At 57.9% G+C, this 14,263-nt stretch carries 10 protein-coding genes; 4 read left to right on the forward strand and 6 right to left on the reverse strand.

Features of this window, described 5'->3' with window-relative positions; translation table 11 throughout:
* Positions 1-161: 161 nt before the first annotated feature.
* Together Enr8_RS26580 and Enr8_RS05640 are read right to left on the reverse strand one after the other, a co-directional pair.
* Positions 162-452 (reverse strand): SRPBCC domain-containing protein, encoded by a 291-nt coding sequence (locus tag Enr8_RS26580; protein ID WP_146430000.1) that lies wholly within the window; start codon positions 450-452, stop codon positions 162-164.
* Positions 453-508: 56 nt separating this feature from the next.
* The gene (locus Enr8_RS05640; RefSeq protein ID WP_146429604.1) at positions 509-2,038 is read right to left on the reverse strand and encodes an arylsulfatase; all 1,530 of its coding nucleotides are present in this window, start codon (positions 2,036-2,038) and stop codon (positions 509-511) included.
* Between the two features lie 647 nt (positions 2,039-2,685).
* On the opposite strand from Enr8_RS05640, the gene Enr8_RS05645 reads away from it, so the two are divergent.
* Positions 2,686-4,107, forward strand: a complete 1,422-nt coding sequence (locus Enr8_RS05645; RefSeq protein WP_146429605.1) for a sulfatase family protein — start codon at positions 2,686-2,688, stop codon at positions 4,105-4,107.
* A gap of 280 nt (positions 4,108-4,387) precedes the next feature.
* Here Enr8_RS05645 and Enr8_RS05650 read toward each other — a convergent pair whose 3' ends face one another.
* The 3 genes from Enr8_RS05650 to Enr8_RS05660 form a co-directional block, all read right to left on the reverse strand.
* Positions 4,388-6,730 (reverse strand): carboxylesterase family protein, encoded by a 2,343-nt coding sequence (locus Enr8_RS05650; RefSeq protein WP_146429606.1) that lies wholly within the window; start codon positions 6,728-6,730, stop codon positions 4,388-4,390.
* 212 nt (positions 6,731-6,942) lie between these two features.
* A complete protein-coding gene (locus Enr8_RS05655; protein WP_146429607.1) occupies positions 6,943-7,254 on the reverse strand; it encodes a hypothetical protein in 312 nt (103 codons plus the stop codon).
* Between the two features lie 228 nt (positions 7,255-7,482).
* On the reverse strand, positions 7,483-7,761 hold the full coding sequence (locus tag Enr8_RS05660; protein ID WP_146429608.1) for a ferredoxin family protein: 279 nt from the start codon (positions 7,759-7,761) through the stop codon (positions 7,483-7,485).
* Between the two features lie 292 nt (positions 7,762-8,053).
* On the opposite strand from Enr8_RS05660, the gene Enr8_RS05665 reads away from it, so the two are divergent.
* The 3 genes from Enr8_RS05665 to Enr8_RS05675 all read left to right on the forward strand — a co-directional run bounded on the left by Enr8_RS05665 (position 8,054) and on the right by Enr8_RS05675 (position 11,335).
* Complete coding sequence (locus Enr8_RS05665) at positions 8,054-8,635, forward strand: RNA polymerase sigma factor (RefSeq protein ID WP_146429609.1); 582 nt, start codon at positions 8,054-8,056, stop codon at positions 8,633-8,635.
* A 438-nt stretch (positions 8,636-9,073) separates the two neighbouring features.
* Complete coding sequence (ilvD, locus tag Enr8_RS05670; RefSeq protein WP_146429610.1) at positions 9,074-10,756, forward strand: dihydroxy-acid dehydratase; 1,683 nt, start codon at positions 9,074-9,076, stop codon at positions 10,754-10,756.
* A gap of 174 nt (positions 10,757-10,930) precedes the next feature.
* Positions 10,931-11,335 (forward strand): DMT family protein, encoded by a 405-nt coding sequence (locus Enr8_RS05675; protein ID WP_246119952.1) that lies wholly within the window; start codon positions 10,931-10,933, stop codon positions 11,333-11,335.
* A 257-nt stretch (positions 11,336-11,592) separates the two neighbouring features.
* On the opposite strand, the gene Enr8_RS05680 is transcribed toward Enr8_RS05675, so the two are convergent.
* Entirely contained in the window at positions 11,593-13,986 is a 2,394-nt protein-coding gene (locus Enr8_RS05680; protein WP_146429611.1) for a VIT domain-containing protein, read from the reverse strand.
* Positions 13,987-14,263 lie beyond the last annotated feature (277 nt).

Below are 14,263 nucleotides of genomic sequence, written 5' to 3' on the forward strand. Positions count from 1 at the left end.
TATTAGAGCGGTTTTCTTCAATCTTTATCGTTCTGGCTGGTTGCGGCCGCGCTGGTCGGCGTTGACCTGCATCGACGAATCTTGAGGATTCGCCTGCTTCGGTCGCCTTGACCAGCTTGCCTCACCAACGCCAGAAACGCTACAGCTATCAGAAAAACGCGCTAACTCTCGGCGTTTAGCTCCGCCGTCAGTCGATCGAGGTTTTTCTCTAGCCCATCACCCGCGAAGCTGCGGACGCTAGCGCAAGTCGCCGCGTCGTTAAACGCCATGACCCAATGCAACTGGCATCCGTCTTCGGCAGGCGTCAAGGTGATCGTTGTTTGAAAGTACGGGTAGCTCAGGTGGTCGAACAGGATTCGCGACGGTTCGTCGATTTCGAGGAAACGACTCTCGTTCTGATAGTTTCGATCGTGTGTGCCACTGCTGGACGAGCCAGCAGGGGCACACGAAATGGAAGTCCCTTACCCCCGTTTGATCTTCGCGTCGCGTTCGGCGATCAACGCGTCGACTAGTTACCGCCAGGGGACGGTTGCGACAGTTTCTCCAGCGCTTCGCCGACCGTAAAGCTGGCCGGTTCTTGACGCGGCGGGAAGTCGACGAAGGTTTCCATTAGGTTGCCGACAAGTGCCTGGGAGGGAACCAGGACGAAGGCTCGGCGATACCACCAGTCGTTGTACCCGATCCCGTCTTGCGCCTTCTCAAACGGATCAACCTTCAGGTCGAAGATGAGCGGAGCGCGAAGCGTGGTGAAAGGATTCCGCCAGACGTCCAGGCCAGTCGCTTCCTGGATCATGAAGTGTGCCTTCCAGCGATCGTAGCGCAGCGCCAGCAGGTCGCCATCGTCCGAAAAGTAGAAGAACTCCTTGCGAGCCGAAGGACCTTTGCCGGCCAGATACTCGCCTTGGTCGTAGCCGTCGAGGTGGACCTTGAAGGTTTTGTCCCCCGCCTTATGACCCTGCAGCAGTTTCTCTTTGATGTCGGCGTCGCCGGCGGCGGCCGCGAGCGTCGGAAACCAGTCTTCGGCCGAGAAGATGTCGGTGAAGATGCTGCCTGGTTCGACGGTACCTGGCCAGCGGATCAGGGCTGGCACGCGCCAACCGCCGTCCCAGTTGGTGTTCTTTTCGCCGCGGAACGGCGTCATCCCGGCATCGGGCCACAAGCAGACCATCGGTCCGTTGTCGGTGGTGTAGACGACGATCGTGTTTTCGGTCAGGCCGGCGTCATCCAGATAGTCAAGCAACTGACCAATGATCTTGTCGTGATAGACTATGCCGTCGGCGTAAAAGCCGAGGCCTGTCTTGCCGGCGTCTTCCGGTTTGACGTGAGTAAAGTTGTGCATGTGGGTCGTGTTGAACCAGACAAAGAACGGCTTGTCGGCCACTTTCGCGCGATCGATGAAGTCGGTCGTCGCGGCGAGGACCTCTTCGTCGATCGTTTCCATCCGCTTCTTGGTCAGCGGGCCGGTGTCTTCGATCTTGCCATCGGCCGACGACTTGATCACGCCGCGAGGGCCGAACTTCTTTTTGAATTCAGGATTCGTCGGGTAGTCAGGGTTTTCGGGCTCTTCTTCGGCGTTCAGGTGATAGAGGTTGCCCAGGAACTCGTCGAAGCCGTGATTGGTCGGCAGAAACTCGTCTCTATCGCCCAGGTGATTCTTGCCGAACTGGCCAGTGACGTAGCCCATCGGCTTCAGCATTTCGGCGAGCGTCGGATCTTCTTTTTGCAGGCCAAGATCGGCGCCTGGCAGACCGACTTTCGATAGCCCCGTGCGGAACGGCAACTGGCCGGTGATAAAGGCCGAGCGTCCAGCGGTGCAGCTTTGCTGGGCGTAGTAGGACATGAACTTGCCCCCTTTTTTCGCCAGTCGATCGATGTTGGGAGTTGAGTAGCCCATCATTCCTTGATGATAGGTGCTGATGTTCCACATCCCGACATCGTCTCCCATGATGAAGAGGATGTTCGGCTTGTCGGCGGCGTATGCGCTTGCCGTAATGAGCAAGGCGATACAAAGAGATGCGAGGCGAAGTCGCCGGATCATGACTTTCTCCCGGGTGAAGGCGATGAAGCGAAGCGTGATTTGGGCCGAGATGGACCGCTTGTTGATATCTTACGATTAGCGAAACGGCGAAAGCCACGAGAAAATGGCAAATTTTGTTGACACTTCAAGTGGCGAGTGAGGTAGGTGCGTCGCAACGATGAGAGCGAGGTGGGGTGATGACAACTCGCGACGGGGCGTTAGCGAAAAGAAACACGTCGCCTGGAGAATCGCGAAGTCATCGTTACATGCTTATTCGTATTGATGAAGCGTCGCGCTGTGGTATGAGCGATCGCAGTCCCGAGGCAAGTGACGCTTTACGGACCTAGCTGCCTGTTGAAAAATGCCATCGTGGCATTTTCCAACCTCGCCAGGCTCGGAGCATAGCTCTTCGCGGCTCGCAAAATAACGACTTACGTCGTTATTTTGGGATCGCATCCGTGCGATCACGCAGTCCGTCGAGAAGATCAACGGACTGCTAGCAGATGCAAAATGTATGTCGCGCTCAGTGTGCGAGTCGCCGACGCAACTCAAAGCGACCCATTCTCGCGGCTTCTAGCGGAATCGGGCAAAATTTGACCCGCACTCTCTCTTCAGCGACAATCGAAGCCTCTCCTGCCCAGCATCTTCCTCTGACTTGGATATGCAAAATGCCTGTTTCGTTTGCTCGTTTGCTTCTCGTGGCGTTCTTTGCCGGACTCACTGTTTCTTCCGCCGCGGCCGCCAAGCCGAACTTCGTCATTATTAACATCGACGACCTGGGTTATGCCGATATCGAGCCGTTTGGCTCCGAAATCAATCGGACCCCCAACCTCAACGCGATGGCGGACGAGGGGATGAAGTTGACCTGTTTTTACGCGGCGCCGGTTTGCTCGCCATCGCGGGCGTCGCTGATGACCGGCTCTTATCCGAAGCGGAGTCTGTCTATTCCGCACGTTCTCTTTCCGGCGTATGCCGAGGGACTCAGTCCCGACGAAGTGACGATCGCCGAGCTGATGAAAGAGCAGGGGTATGCGACCGGAATCATCGGCAAGTGGCACCTAGGCGATCAGCCGGAGTACCTGCCGACGAAGCAAGGATTTGATTACTACTATGGCCTCCCTTACTCCAATGATATGGGCCCGGCCAAAGATGGCGTGAAGAGCAATTACGGCGCTCCGCTGCCCAAGACCAAAGGAAAAGGACAACCGCCGCTTCCGCTAATGCGGAACGAAACCGTGCTGCAGCGCGTGTTGGCGAAGGACCAGGCCGAACTGGTCGCCAACTACACGCATGAAGCGATCAAATTTATCCGCGATCATCAGGAGGAGCCGTTCTTCCTTTACCTGCCGCACTCGGCGGTTCACTTTCCGCTCTACCCGGGCGACGCGTTCCGCGGCAAGAACGAGCATGGGCTCTACAGCGACTGGGTCGAGGAAGTCGACTGGAGCGTCGGGCAGGTGCTGCAGACGCTGAAAGATCTCGGCCTGGATCAGCGCACGCTGGTGATCTTTACCTCGGACAATGGCGGATCGCTACATCACGGAGCGGTGAACAAGCCGCTGCGAGCGGGCAAAGGAACAACCTTTGAAGGTGGGATGCGGGTGCCGACGATCGTCCGCTGGCCTGGTAAAGTGCCGGCCGGTAGCAGCAGCGACGAAGTGGTCGGCATGATCGACGTGTTGCCGACGCTGGTTCGTTTGGCCGGCGGACAGGCGCCGACCGACCGCAAGCTGGACGGCGGCGACATCGGCGCGATTCTGGCTGGCGAGAAAGACGCCAAGAGCCCGCACGACGCCTACTACTTCTATCGCGGTTTTAAACTGCAAGCGGTTCGTAGCGGTCCGTGGAAGCTGCTGCTGAAGCAGGGACAACTCTACAACCTGAAAGAAGACATCAGCGAGTCGAAGAACGTCGCCGCCGAACATGCCGACATCGTCGAACGCTTGCAAAAGCTGGCGACGGCGATGGACAGCGATCTGGGCGTACAGAAGATCGGCCCTGGATGTCGTCCGCTCGGCAAGGTGAAGGACCCGCAACCGCTGATCGACTACGACGGCACGATCCGAGCGGGGTTTGAACCGCAGAAGTAGGGAAGAAAAGCGGAAAGCGCAGTCACACTAGAGCTGTTTTCTTCAATCTTTATCGTTCTGGCTGGTCGGCGTTGACCTGCATCGACGAATCTTGAGGATTCGCCTGCTTCGGTCGCCTTGACCAGCTTGCCTCACTAATGTGCGCTGCGCATCCTTTCAGCTTTTCATTTGCTGTCGCGGCCGCGGAGCATTCGACCAGCGTCTCTGTGAGTTTCCAACCGCACTGCCTCGGCTCGCGCCTCGGGTTAGTGTTGATTGGGAACTCGTCTCCGCTCTCTGTTTACTTGTCCGACGTATCAACCTTCGCCCAAAACGGGTGTTGGCGGTCGGCTCGGGTGCGGACATCTTCCAGCATCACTTCGGCCGTCGGCTTTAGGTCGCGGTCGTAGCTGCGGCGGTCGATGTTGATGGTGGCCCGCTTGTCGAAGTCAACCATCTCGGGCGTGAAGTAGACGGTGGCGCCGCCAGACTTGGATTGCACCGAGACGCCGTTGGTGGCGAGAATCTTCGCTTCGATGTCGGTCGTGGTCGCCCGGGATTGCGGCCACTCGGCCGGCAAGACTTGGCCCCGCTGCGGCAGGTCGCGAACTTCGACCCAATAGAAGAAGTTGTCCCAAGGGCGCATCGTCGCCAGTTCAAACTCTTTTGGCATAAAGTCACGGACGTGCAGGTCCATCCAAGTGAACATCTCCTGGATCTCTTCCTGGAAGTGCTCGTGGCCGCGGCCGAGGTACTCGACCACGGTGACGTCCATGTTGTTCTTCTGCAGATAGCGATCCCAGTCGCGGGCGTTCTTTTCCAGCTTGTTGCCGTCGTATTGGCCATGAACGAAGTACATCGGTACGAACCGGGCGTTTTCCCAGTAGCGAGATACGTACTTGTCGGCCGACGCGACGATCGGCAGTACGCCGGTCCATAGATCGGGATGAGCCAGACCGATGTCCCAAGCCGCGTCGCCCCCCATCGAGTGCCCGGTCAGAAAAACGCGATCGGTATCGATCGAGAACTGACGCATGGCGCCGCGCAGCGAGTAGAGAACCGCCGCGTGCTCTTGGGCCGAGTATTGGTAGTTGAACTGGTGCTCTTCGCGCCAGACCGGGGCGATCACGATGTAGCCATGGCGAGTTGCCTGGCCCATTCGCATGCCAAAGTTCTTGTTGTACGAGCCGGCCCACCAATCGATTTGCTGCTCGGGCGTTGAGCCGCCGTTGAGAGTCACGATGGTCGGGTAGCGTCGATAAGGATCGTAGTCGGGAGGAAGTTGCACGTAGTATTGAAAGTCTTTGTAGCCAGGAATACCGGGCGTCGTCATCAGTTTGTAGCCGGGGATCTCCGATTCGCTAAACGCCTCGGCGTCGCTGAGCGGCGGCTTCATGTTCAGGATGATCTTGGCCAGGTAGTCGGGCGTGCCGGCTTCCTGCGACTTCAGTTGATTGAGGATGCCCGCCTTGTCGACGTCGAGCCGGTTCGAGACGTACTGCTGCACCAGGCTACGAACGTCATAAGCGCTGATCGCGACCGCTAGGTTCTGCGTACCGTTGTTGGAACCCAAGATCCAGCCGCTGATTGCCAGGGCGATTTTTTCTTCGGCCAGCAGGGCATCGTCGTCCGCCAGACGCATGAAGTCGGTCAGGCGGTTGATGGTGTTGATCGAGCAGTCGCGGCTGATCTCGGCCACCGCAGCGTCGACCTTCGGTTTGAGCGCGGGATCGTTGAACTCGGCGGCGAATTTCTCCAGCAAGTCGACCGCACGAGCGCGACGCTGCGAGATCGTGTCGTACTCGGTCAGCATCTGCCGCACCTTTAGCAGCGTTTCGCCGGCCACGCCTTCGTCCGGAAAACGAGAGAGCATCTGATAGGCCAGCGTATGTTGTCCCGAGGATTGGCGGAGATCGATCTCTTGAATCAAGTTTTGCGAAGCGAGTTGTCGTAGCCCGCTGATTTGTTTCTTCAGGTCAGAGAGCTGAGGGAAGTCGCGGATGACTTCGGCCAGTTCCAGGGCGGCGTCTTGGTAGCGTTCGGCCTGTAGGTACAGGCGAACAATTTTCAGCCGCTGATCGGGGTCTTTGGAATCAAGCTGCTGCCGCAAGATTTTGCTGAGCGTTTCGCGGGGGATGCTGCTGGTTCGCATGCGCATATCCCAGATGTAGGCGTTCTCGGCTTGTAGACCTTCCACCTTCGTGTAGCGGGGGGTGATTTCGGTGATTCCTTGAATCACGTCGATGTTGCCGCGTACCGTTTCCATGGTGTAGATGCGACGTCCCCATTGATCAAACGGCGTGATGCGAATGCTGTTGCCGATGATCAGGACGTGATTGCCGGACTGCGGAAGTCGTTGATCAATGTGGATACGTTCTTGCAGCGCCGGGGGAGAAGGTTGGACGTCTTTGACCAGATAGCTGGGAACGTAGACTCGGCGGAGATCGTCATCGGCCAGGACGATCAGCTGCAGCGCGACCTCACCGCCCGAGTTGTTGTTGGTCAGGCCTTCGCCAATCGAAGAGATCTTGCCGAGCTTCCCTTCGATCGTCATGCCGTTCTTGAGCGTCAGCACGTCGGCGGAAACGGACGAAGCGAGCAGCGCAGTCAAGAGCAGGGCGGGAAGCGAAAACCGGTTCATCATGCGATCTGTCGACTGGGGGGGAAAGAAGGAGAGAGGACGGGGAATTGTATCTCTCTGCGGCGCCGCAGGTAGACGGCGGACTCTTTCCATTGTCAATGAGATGGCATTGCGGTCAACAAAATCGCCAGAAACGGCAGAAACCGAACGCGGGGGAAGGAGGAAGCTGGCTAGGCTTCCCCCGAAATGGCCCGTGCGCCGGCTGACGCTGGCCGCTAGTTGGCGCTGAAGGTGATCGACGAAGCGGGATCGCGCGTGATCGGATCGGCCATGAATCGCTGGTAGCAATCGCGGCAAAGTTGGAAGTTGCGTTCCAGCTGATCTTCGTGCAGCGTTGGATCGTCGAGGCTCTGAACTTTTTCGAGCGCGTCGGAGATTGTCGCCAAGTGATCGTGGTCGGTATCCTCTCGATCGTACTCGTCAAGTTGCGGTTCGATCTCGAGAAAGGCGGTCAAGCGAACGATGAAACAGGGATCGGTCGCTTTGTCAAAAACTTGCTGACAGCAGTGGCAAGTATATTGACTCATACAGCGTTCCCTTCGTGCGAGGAGGAGGAGGGCGTTACGGCGACATCATGTCAGCGGTTCACTTTATCGTAACGTCGCTTTTGCGAGCGGAGCAATACGAGTTGACTGAAAATTGGTGGTCGCCTAACGCCCAATAAAAAAGCCGCAACGCGATTGCGCTACGGCTTCTACTTTGGCTTGATGGCGCTGGTCGCCTTGCGGCAGCGACCTTACCAAGCGGCGGTGACCTTAGTTGTCGGCCAGCGGCTCTTTCTTTTCGGTGATCGATTCGCACTGCGGCGCCATCTCGGCGTTCAGTTCGACAAAGCCTTGCCATTCTTCCGGCACGTTGTCTTCGTGGAAGATCGCTTCGACCGGGCACTCCGGAACGCACGCTTCGCAATCAATGCATTCTTCCGGGTGGATGTAGAGGATCTTGTCTCCCTCATAGAAACATTCCACCGGGCAAACGACCACACAATCGGTGTACTTGCACCCAAAGCAGGGTTGGCAAACTACGTGAGTCATCGCTTTTCGTTTTCTCCTCGCGAATGCGTCGCTAAATGTTGACGGCGGCCCCGCCCGCAATCTGGAGCCAAAATAATCACTATTGGAGTGAATCCACGGGAGGTATTTTCGCCGAAAGTCTTATTACAGAACCGCTTTACCGTAAGTTATCCCTGCTATAATGGACTGTCAAGATAGACTGCCGCTATCAAATATTCAGGGCAATCTTGCCTCAGGAGGGGGCTGCAAATAGAATCCGCCAGGGCGGAGTTTCTTCCATCCGGCCGACTTTCCTAATCCTTGCGAGGCCAAAGTGGCCCTAACCGAAACGGATCGCAATCTGCTCGACAGCTGTCTGACCGGGGAGCCGTGCGCTTGGGAAGCGCTGGTTGACCGGTTTGTGGGGCTGGTTGTGCATGTCGTCGACCACACCGCTCGAAGCAAGGGGGTCGAGATCACGCCCGAGGATCGTGAGGATCTGGCGGCCGACGTTTTCGCCCGGCTGGTACGCAAAGATTTTCGAATCTTGCGAGATTTTCGCCGAAAATGTTCGCTGGCGACTTACCTGACGGTGATCGCGCGGCGGATCACGATTCGCCAATTGCATCGCCGCATCCGCGAACGTTCGCTCCACTTCGCTCTTAATGGCGAGCCAAAATCGCCGGTCACGTGGACCGTCGAGCAGCGGATCGAAGACCGCGATCAGATCGAAGCCTGGCTCGGCAGCCTTTCCGGTCTGGAGGCCGAAGTGGTTCGCCGTTTCCATCTCGACGGGCTCTCGTACGAAGAGATCAGCCGGCAGTTGGGGATTCCGGTCAATTCGATCGGTCCGACCCTCTCACGGGCCCGGCTCAAAATTCGCCGCAGCAACTCGGCTGACTCTGTTTTCAAGTAGAGCGTTTTTCTGATAGCTGTAGCGTTTCTGGTGTAGGCGGCGATTCCGACGCTGCGGGCGTACTCTTCCTTCCAGGCCGCTTTGGGCGGCGCGGCCGGTTTTTCGGCAGGAGGCGGATCTTGAGCGCGAACCTGCTGCCGGCCAAAAGTGACGAGCAGGGCGAAGATCAGCGTCGGTAGGCGTCGTGGCGTCGGCCGCAGACCAATCAGGGTGTCGAGAATCCCGTTATTATTTCCTCGTTTTGAGCCTTGGGGAATTATGGGTCGCAGGAAAAGGGGCAAACCATGAGAAATCGCTACAACCGGACGGTCTGGCCCCGCGGCGGCGACTTCGCGACCGGGATTTCCGGCTTTCTAGGCAGCCGGACAAAAGCCAGCTAAAATGCGTAATTCTTTCTACCCCCCGTTACCCCCCGCAAGTGAACTGAAGGAGCGTTTGATGTCCGCCCCGCTCAACAAGTACAGCAGCCGCGTTACCCAGCCGAAAAGCCAGGGCGCGTCGCAAGCCATGCTTTACGGAACCGGCATGACCGAAGCCGACATGGACAAAGCGCAGGTTGGCATCGCCAGCGTCTGGTACGAGGGGAACACCTGCAATATGCACCTTAGCCAACTGTCGGAAGAGGTGAAAAAGGGGGTGGTTGCGGCCGACATGGTCGGCATGCGGTTCAACACGATCGGGGTGAGCGACGGGATCTCGATGGGGACCGAGGGGATGAGTTTCTCGCTGCAATCCCGCGACCTGATCGCCGACTCGATCGAAACGATCATGGGCGGCCAGTGGTACGACGGTCTGATCGCACTGCCTGGTTGCGACAAGAACATGCCCGGCTGTTTGATTGCGATGGGACGACTGAATCGTCCGGCGATCATGGTCTACGGCGGCACGATCAAACCGGGACACAACGCCAAGGGGGAAAAGCTTGATATCGTTTCGGCGTTCCAGTGCTACGGCCAGTTCCTGTCGCAGTCGATTACCGAAGAAGAGCGGAAAGAAATCGTACGTAAGGCTTGCCCTGGCGCCGGCGCCTGCGGCGGCATGTACACCGCCAACACGATGGCGACCGCGATCGAAGCGCTCGGAATGACGCTTCCCTATAGCAGCAGCATCCCGGCCGAAGACCCGGCCAAGCAAGAGGAATGCATCGCCGCCGGCAAGGCGATTCGTTACCTGCTGGAAAAAGACATCAAGCCGCGCGACATCATGACCCGCGATGCGTTTGAAAACGCGATGGTGATGGTGATGGCGCTGGGCGGCTCGACTAACGCGGTGTTGCACTTGATCGCGATGGCTCGTGCGGTCGACGTCGACCTGACGATCGACGACTTCCAGAAGGTGAGCGATCGCGTCCCGTTTCTGGCTGACCTGAAACCGAGCGGCAAGTTCGTGCAGGAAGACCTCCACTCGATCGGCGGCACGCCGGGCGTGATGAAGTACCTGATGGCGGAAGGATTCCTGAAGGGGGACTGCTTGACCGTCACCGGCAAAACGCTGGCCGAAAACATCGCCGATCTACCAGGTTTGAAAGAAGGTCAGACGATCGTGCATTCGCTCTCCGATCCGATCAAGCCGTCGGGGCACATTCAGATCTTGAAGGGAACGCTGGCTCCGGAAGGCGCCGTCGCCAAAATCACCGGCAAGGAAGGGCTCCGCTTCCAAGGTCCGGCCAACGTCTTCGACAGCGAAGAAGACATGTTGCACGCTCTGGAAGGCAAGAAGATCAACAAGGGGGACGTCGTCATCATTCGGTACGAAGGCCCCAAGGGTGGCCCTGGCATGCCTGAGATGCTGACGCCAACCTCGGCGATCATGGGCGCTGGTTTGGGTAGCGACGTGGCGCTGCTGACCGACGGTCGATTCTCGGGCGGTTCGCACGGATTCATTGTCGGTCACATCACGCCGGAAGCCCAAGAAGGAGGCCCGGTTGGGTTGGTGCAAAATGGCGACATCGTGACGATCGACGCCGACGGCAACTCGATTGACGTCGACGTCTCGGTTGAAAAAATGGCGAAGCGCAAGGCCGCTTGGACCGCTCCGGCGTACAAGGCGACGCGCGGCACGCTCTACAAGTATATCAAGAACGTGAAGAGCGCCTCGGAAGGCTGCGTCACCGACGAGTAGTCGACGCAGCTCTAACAACTAACCCGAGGCGCGAGCCGAGGGAAAGCGGCCGGAAATCCGCATTCGTGGCGCCTGGGGTTTCCGGCCGCAATCGATTGGGCGTCCCTTTCTTGACATCCACCCACATTCCATCGGCTTGCGCCTCGGGTTAGTGCTGAAAGGCAATTGTTGAACATGTGGACGATCATCCTGCTGATTCTGTCGAACATCTTCATGACGTTCGCCTGGTATGGGCACCTGAAATTCAAGAGCAGCGCCCTGTGGGTGGTGATCCTGGCGAGTTGGGGGATCGCCTTTTTTGAGTACTGCCTGCAAGTGCCGGCCAATCGTTGGGGGCATGAGCGGTTCAGCGCGGCACAGCTGAAGATCATGCAGGAGGTGATCACGCTAGTCGTCTTTTGCGTCTTCGCGGTCACGTTTCTACGCGAGCCGCTGAAATGGAACTACATTGTCGGCTTTGTGATGATCTTGCTGGCGGTGGTTTTCGTATTCGGGTTTGACCGGCCGACCAAGGGAAGCGAAGAGGGGGAGCCTGGCGTCGAGCAGGTAATCGAAGAGGAGCCACCGGTGGATGGATAGCGAAGAACGGTCGAGGGATCGTAGCCCGAGGCGGCGCGAGCCGAGGGAATGCGGTTGCCAACCCTCACTGATCATCGGCTTACCGCTTCCGGCCGCACGGCATACCTCATCCTTCGCGTAAGTCGCTACCGCTCTCTCTCGGCTGGCGCCTCGGGCTACGATTGGTGATACTCTGGATCCATAAGAAAAGAGGATGACCAGTCTGGTCATCCTCTTTTCGTTTGCCGCTTCCGTACCGGCCCCTCTGGGGTCAGCGCCTACTTAATTAGGTAGTACTGACCTCGCAGGTTGCATAGCAACTGTTCTCCTTGTCGCTGTTGGGCGAGTAAGGCGTTCTGCTGTTTGTTGTTCGCGGCGACCAGCGAGAAATACTCCTTGCTGAATCGCTCGACCGTCTTGATCTTGCTCTTGTCCTTTTCGGGATCGATGTCGCCGGCGCTTTCGGCGATCCAGACCTTGTTTCGCAGGAAGAGCGTATCGTTGCCGACGTTGCGAACGTTGGACGCGACCACCGTGACGTCATTTTCGACATCTCGGTAGACGGCGTTGCCCGCATAGGCGTTCGCCGTCGCTTGAGGCGTTGCGGCAGGCATCGCTGGGCCACGTCCGCCGCCGCCAAATCCACCACCGACTCCAGCGGCGTAGCCGTCCGTTCCCTTTTGCAGCGCTCCCAATCCGCTACTGTTGGCGCGATCCGCCTTTTGATAGGCGCCCTTTTGCGACCGCTGGGCGAACCCAGAACGTCCCGACGATTCCGCCAGCTTGCGGGTTTCGGCTTCCGCCAATTCAAAGCTTTGCATCCCGCCGCGGCGGGCATCGGCCAGATCACTAACCGTTGCGTTTTCGTCAGCCAGGAACGACGTGTACGGCGTGATGATCCCATGCTTGGTCGAGAGCGAGACCAACTCCTTGATCAGCTCGTCGTTCTTGCCATTGAGATCGATCTCATCAATGATTTCGCCGATTCGCCGCATCGCCCATAGCTTTTCGACAAACGCATACGTTTGGTCGTCGCTCTCTTTGACGAACTTGGCCGGGAAGGCGACCTTTTGCTTCTTATCGCCCACCGTTCCGACGATGGTGATCTTGGCGTCGCCATGTTTGCGATAGCGACCGGCGATGATCAGTTGCTCGCCGGCGAACAGGTCGTGCGCCTCTTTCGGTTGCAGGCGATTGACGAAGTTGCCGCCGCCATGCTCTAGGTCGTACTTGATTGCGACGTTGGTCATCACCGGGGCGCTGATCTTGTTGTAAAGCCGGGCGACATGCGCTTCGATATCTTCGTTGGGGCGAACGTACTCGCTTTGACCGAAGCACTCGCGCGACAGCCGATCGAGCAAGCGGCTGTTGACGTCATAGCCGACGCCGAAGCTGATCACCCGGGCCCGGACGTCGTTCCGCTTTTTGGCGCCATCAACGATCTTGGCCTCGTTTTGCTCGCCATGGGTCGGCAAACCGTCGGTCAAGAAGAGGACGTAGCTGGGACGCGAGGCATCCTTGAGCATGCCCATCGCTTTGGAGAGTGCGCCATCGATATTGGTGCTGCCGCCGGCATAAAGATTGTCGACGAAATCGATCGCTGACTTGCGCGATTTGTCGTCTAGCTTTTGCAGTTCCGGCTGGAATGACTCGACATCGCTGTCGTAGGCGATGATGTTGAAGGTATCGCCTTCATTGAGGTTGTTCAGGACGAACTTCGCCGCCTCTTTTGCCTGCTCGATCTTTTCGCCGCTCATACTGCCCGAGCGATCGACCACAAAGATCACCGACTTCTTCGTTTTTTCGTCTCCCTCTTGTTCGATCGGCGGACTGGCGAGCAAGAGGAAATAGCCATCCTCGTCTCCCTCGGGACGATAGGTGAGTACGCTGGCGCTGAGGTCGGTCTTGGCTGTGTCGAAGAAGAGCCGGAAGTCGTCGGTCGGAACGCAATCGGTTTCTTCGATCGTCACGACCGCTCGATTCTTCCCTTTTCGTTTCACGTCGACTTCGTGCGTCGGACTGTAGACGCTCTTTAGCTTCTCGGTCGTGTTGACCGTCAGCCGCATCCGCAGCTTTTCGAGCGGCTTGTCCGTGAACCGAGCGGTCGAGAGTGGGAAGAGGAAGTCCGTTAAGCGGTTATCCTTCCGCAGCAATTGACTATAGGTGATCGTCACTTTCCGCGTGGCGCCGGCCGGTACGGGAAAGACGCTGGTCTGGAACATCCCGGTCCCAACCCATTCGAGCAGCGCTGGATCTTGATTCTTGCGCACGATCTCTTCGTAAATCTGTCGCGCCTTGTCTTTCGGCAGTAGCTTGGCGGGGTACTCTTTGCCGTCAACCAACAGGGTCAAGCTGTCGATCGCGCCGTCGTACGGCAGCGGGAAGAGAAACGAAACCTGCAGTTGGCGACTGCATGTATTCTCGAACGTTTGCGAAACCTGCACCTTGGCGATCTGGTCTTCGATGTTCGCGTCGACCTCCAGGCTCTTGATCTTGTACGACTCCGGAATCGGCTGCGGCGAAGGACGCGGGATCGGCCGCGGAAGCGGAATCGGGCGAATCGGATCGTGAATGATCACGACCGTTTGCGCAGAAGCGTTTAGCGCTCCACTCAGCAGGGCGATCATTAGAGCCAACGGCCCCCAAAGGGCGAGGCGTTTGAGACGAGACATGGCGGTGCTCCTAACGTCGAGATAGCGGGCTTTGTAACTTAGACGATGCCGAGGGAGCAACGGTTTTGGGAAGAAGCGAAAAGATTTTGGGCGCAATTGCGTGGGTTTGCGGGGCTAGCGTCACGAATCGTTCTATAACGTGCGGAATCAGCGGCAGATACTGGCGTTTGCGAACGCGTAATCTATAATCCTGCTTAAGCCGTTGCCCCCATGAATGAGTATCAAAAGGGAGCGGCTTCAGCTTGCCGAACGTGACGATTTTCCTTCTTCTCTGTCG

The organism is Blastopirellula retiformator, from assembly GCF_007859755.1.
Classification (GTDB): domain Bacteria; phylum Planctomycetota; class Planctomycetia; order Pirellulales; family Pirellulaceae; genus Blastopirellula; species Blastopirellula retiformator.

What these genes read in the sequence shown, in the direction of transcription:
- Enr8_RS05640 (WP_146429604.1), bottom strand. Translation starts at nt 2,038, where the DNA reads ATGATCCGGCGACTTCGCCTCGCATCTCTTTGTATCGCCTTGCTCATT.
- Enr8_RS05645 (WP_146429605.1), top strand. Translation starts at nt 2,686, where the DNA reads ATGCCTGTTTCGTTTGCTCGTTTGCTTCTCGTGGCGTTCTTTGCCGGA.
- Enr8_RS05650 (WP_146429606.1), bottom strand. Translation starts at nt 6,730, where the DNA reads ATGATGAACCGGTTTTCGCTTCCCGCCCTGCTCTTGACTGCGCTGCTC.
- Enr8_RS05655 (WP_146429607.1), bottom strand. Translation starts at nt 7,254, where the DNA reads ATGAGTCAATATACTTGCCACTGCTGTCAGCAAGTTTTTGACAAAGCG.
- Enr8_RS05660 (WP_146429608.1), bottom strand. Translation starts at nt 7,761, where the DNA reads ATGACTCACGTAGTTTGCCAACCCTGCTTTGGGTGCAAGTACACCGAT.
- ilvD (WP_146429610.1), top strand. Translation starts at nt 9,074, where the DNA reads ATGTCCGCCCCGCTCAACAAGTACAGCAGCCGCGTTACCCAGCCGAAA.
- Enr8_RS05675 (WP_246119952.1), top strand. Translation starts at nt 10,931, where the DNA reads ATGTGGACGATCATCCTGCTGATTCTGTCGAACATCTTCATGACGTTC.
- Enr8_RS05680 (WP_146429611.1), bottom strand. Translation starts at nt 13,986, where the DNA reads ATGTCTCGTCTCAAACGCCTCGCCCTTTGGGGGCCGTTGGCTCTAATG.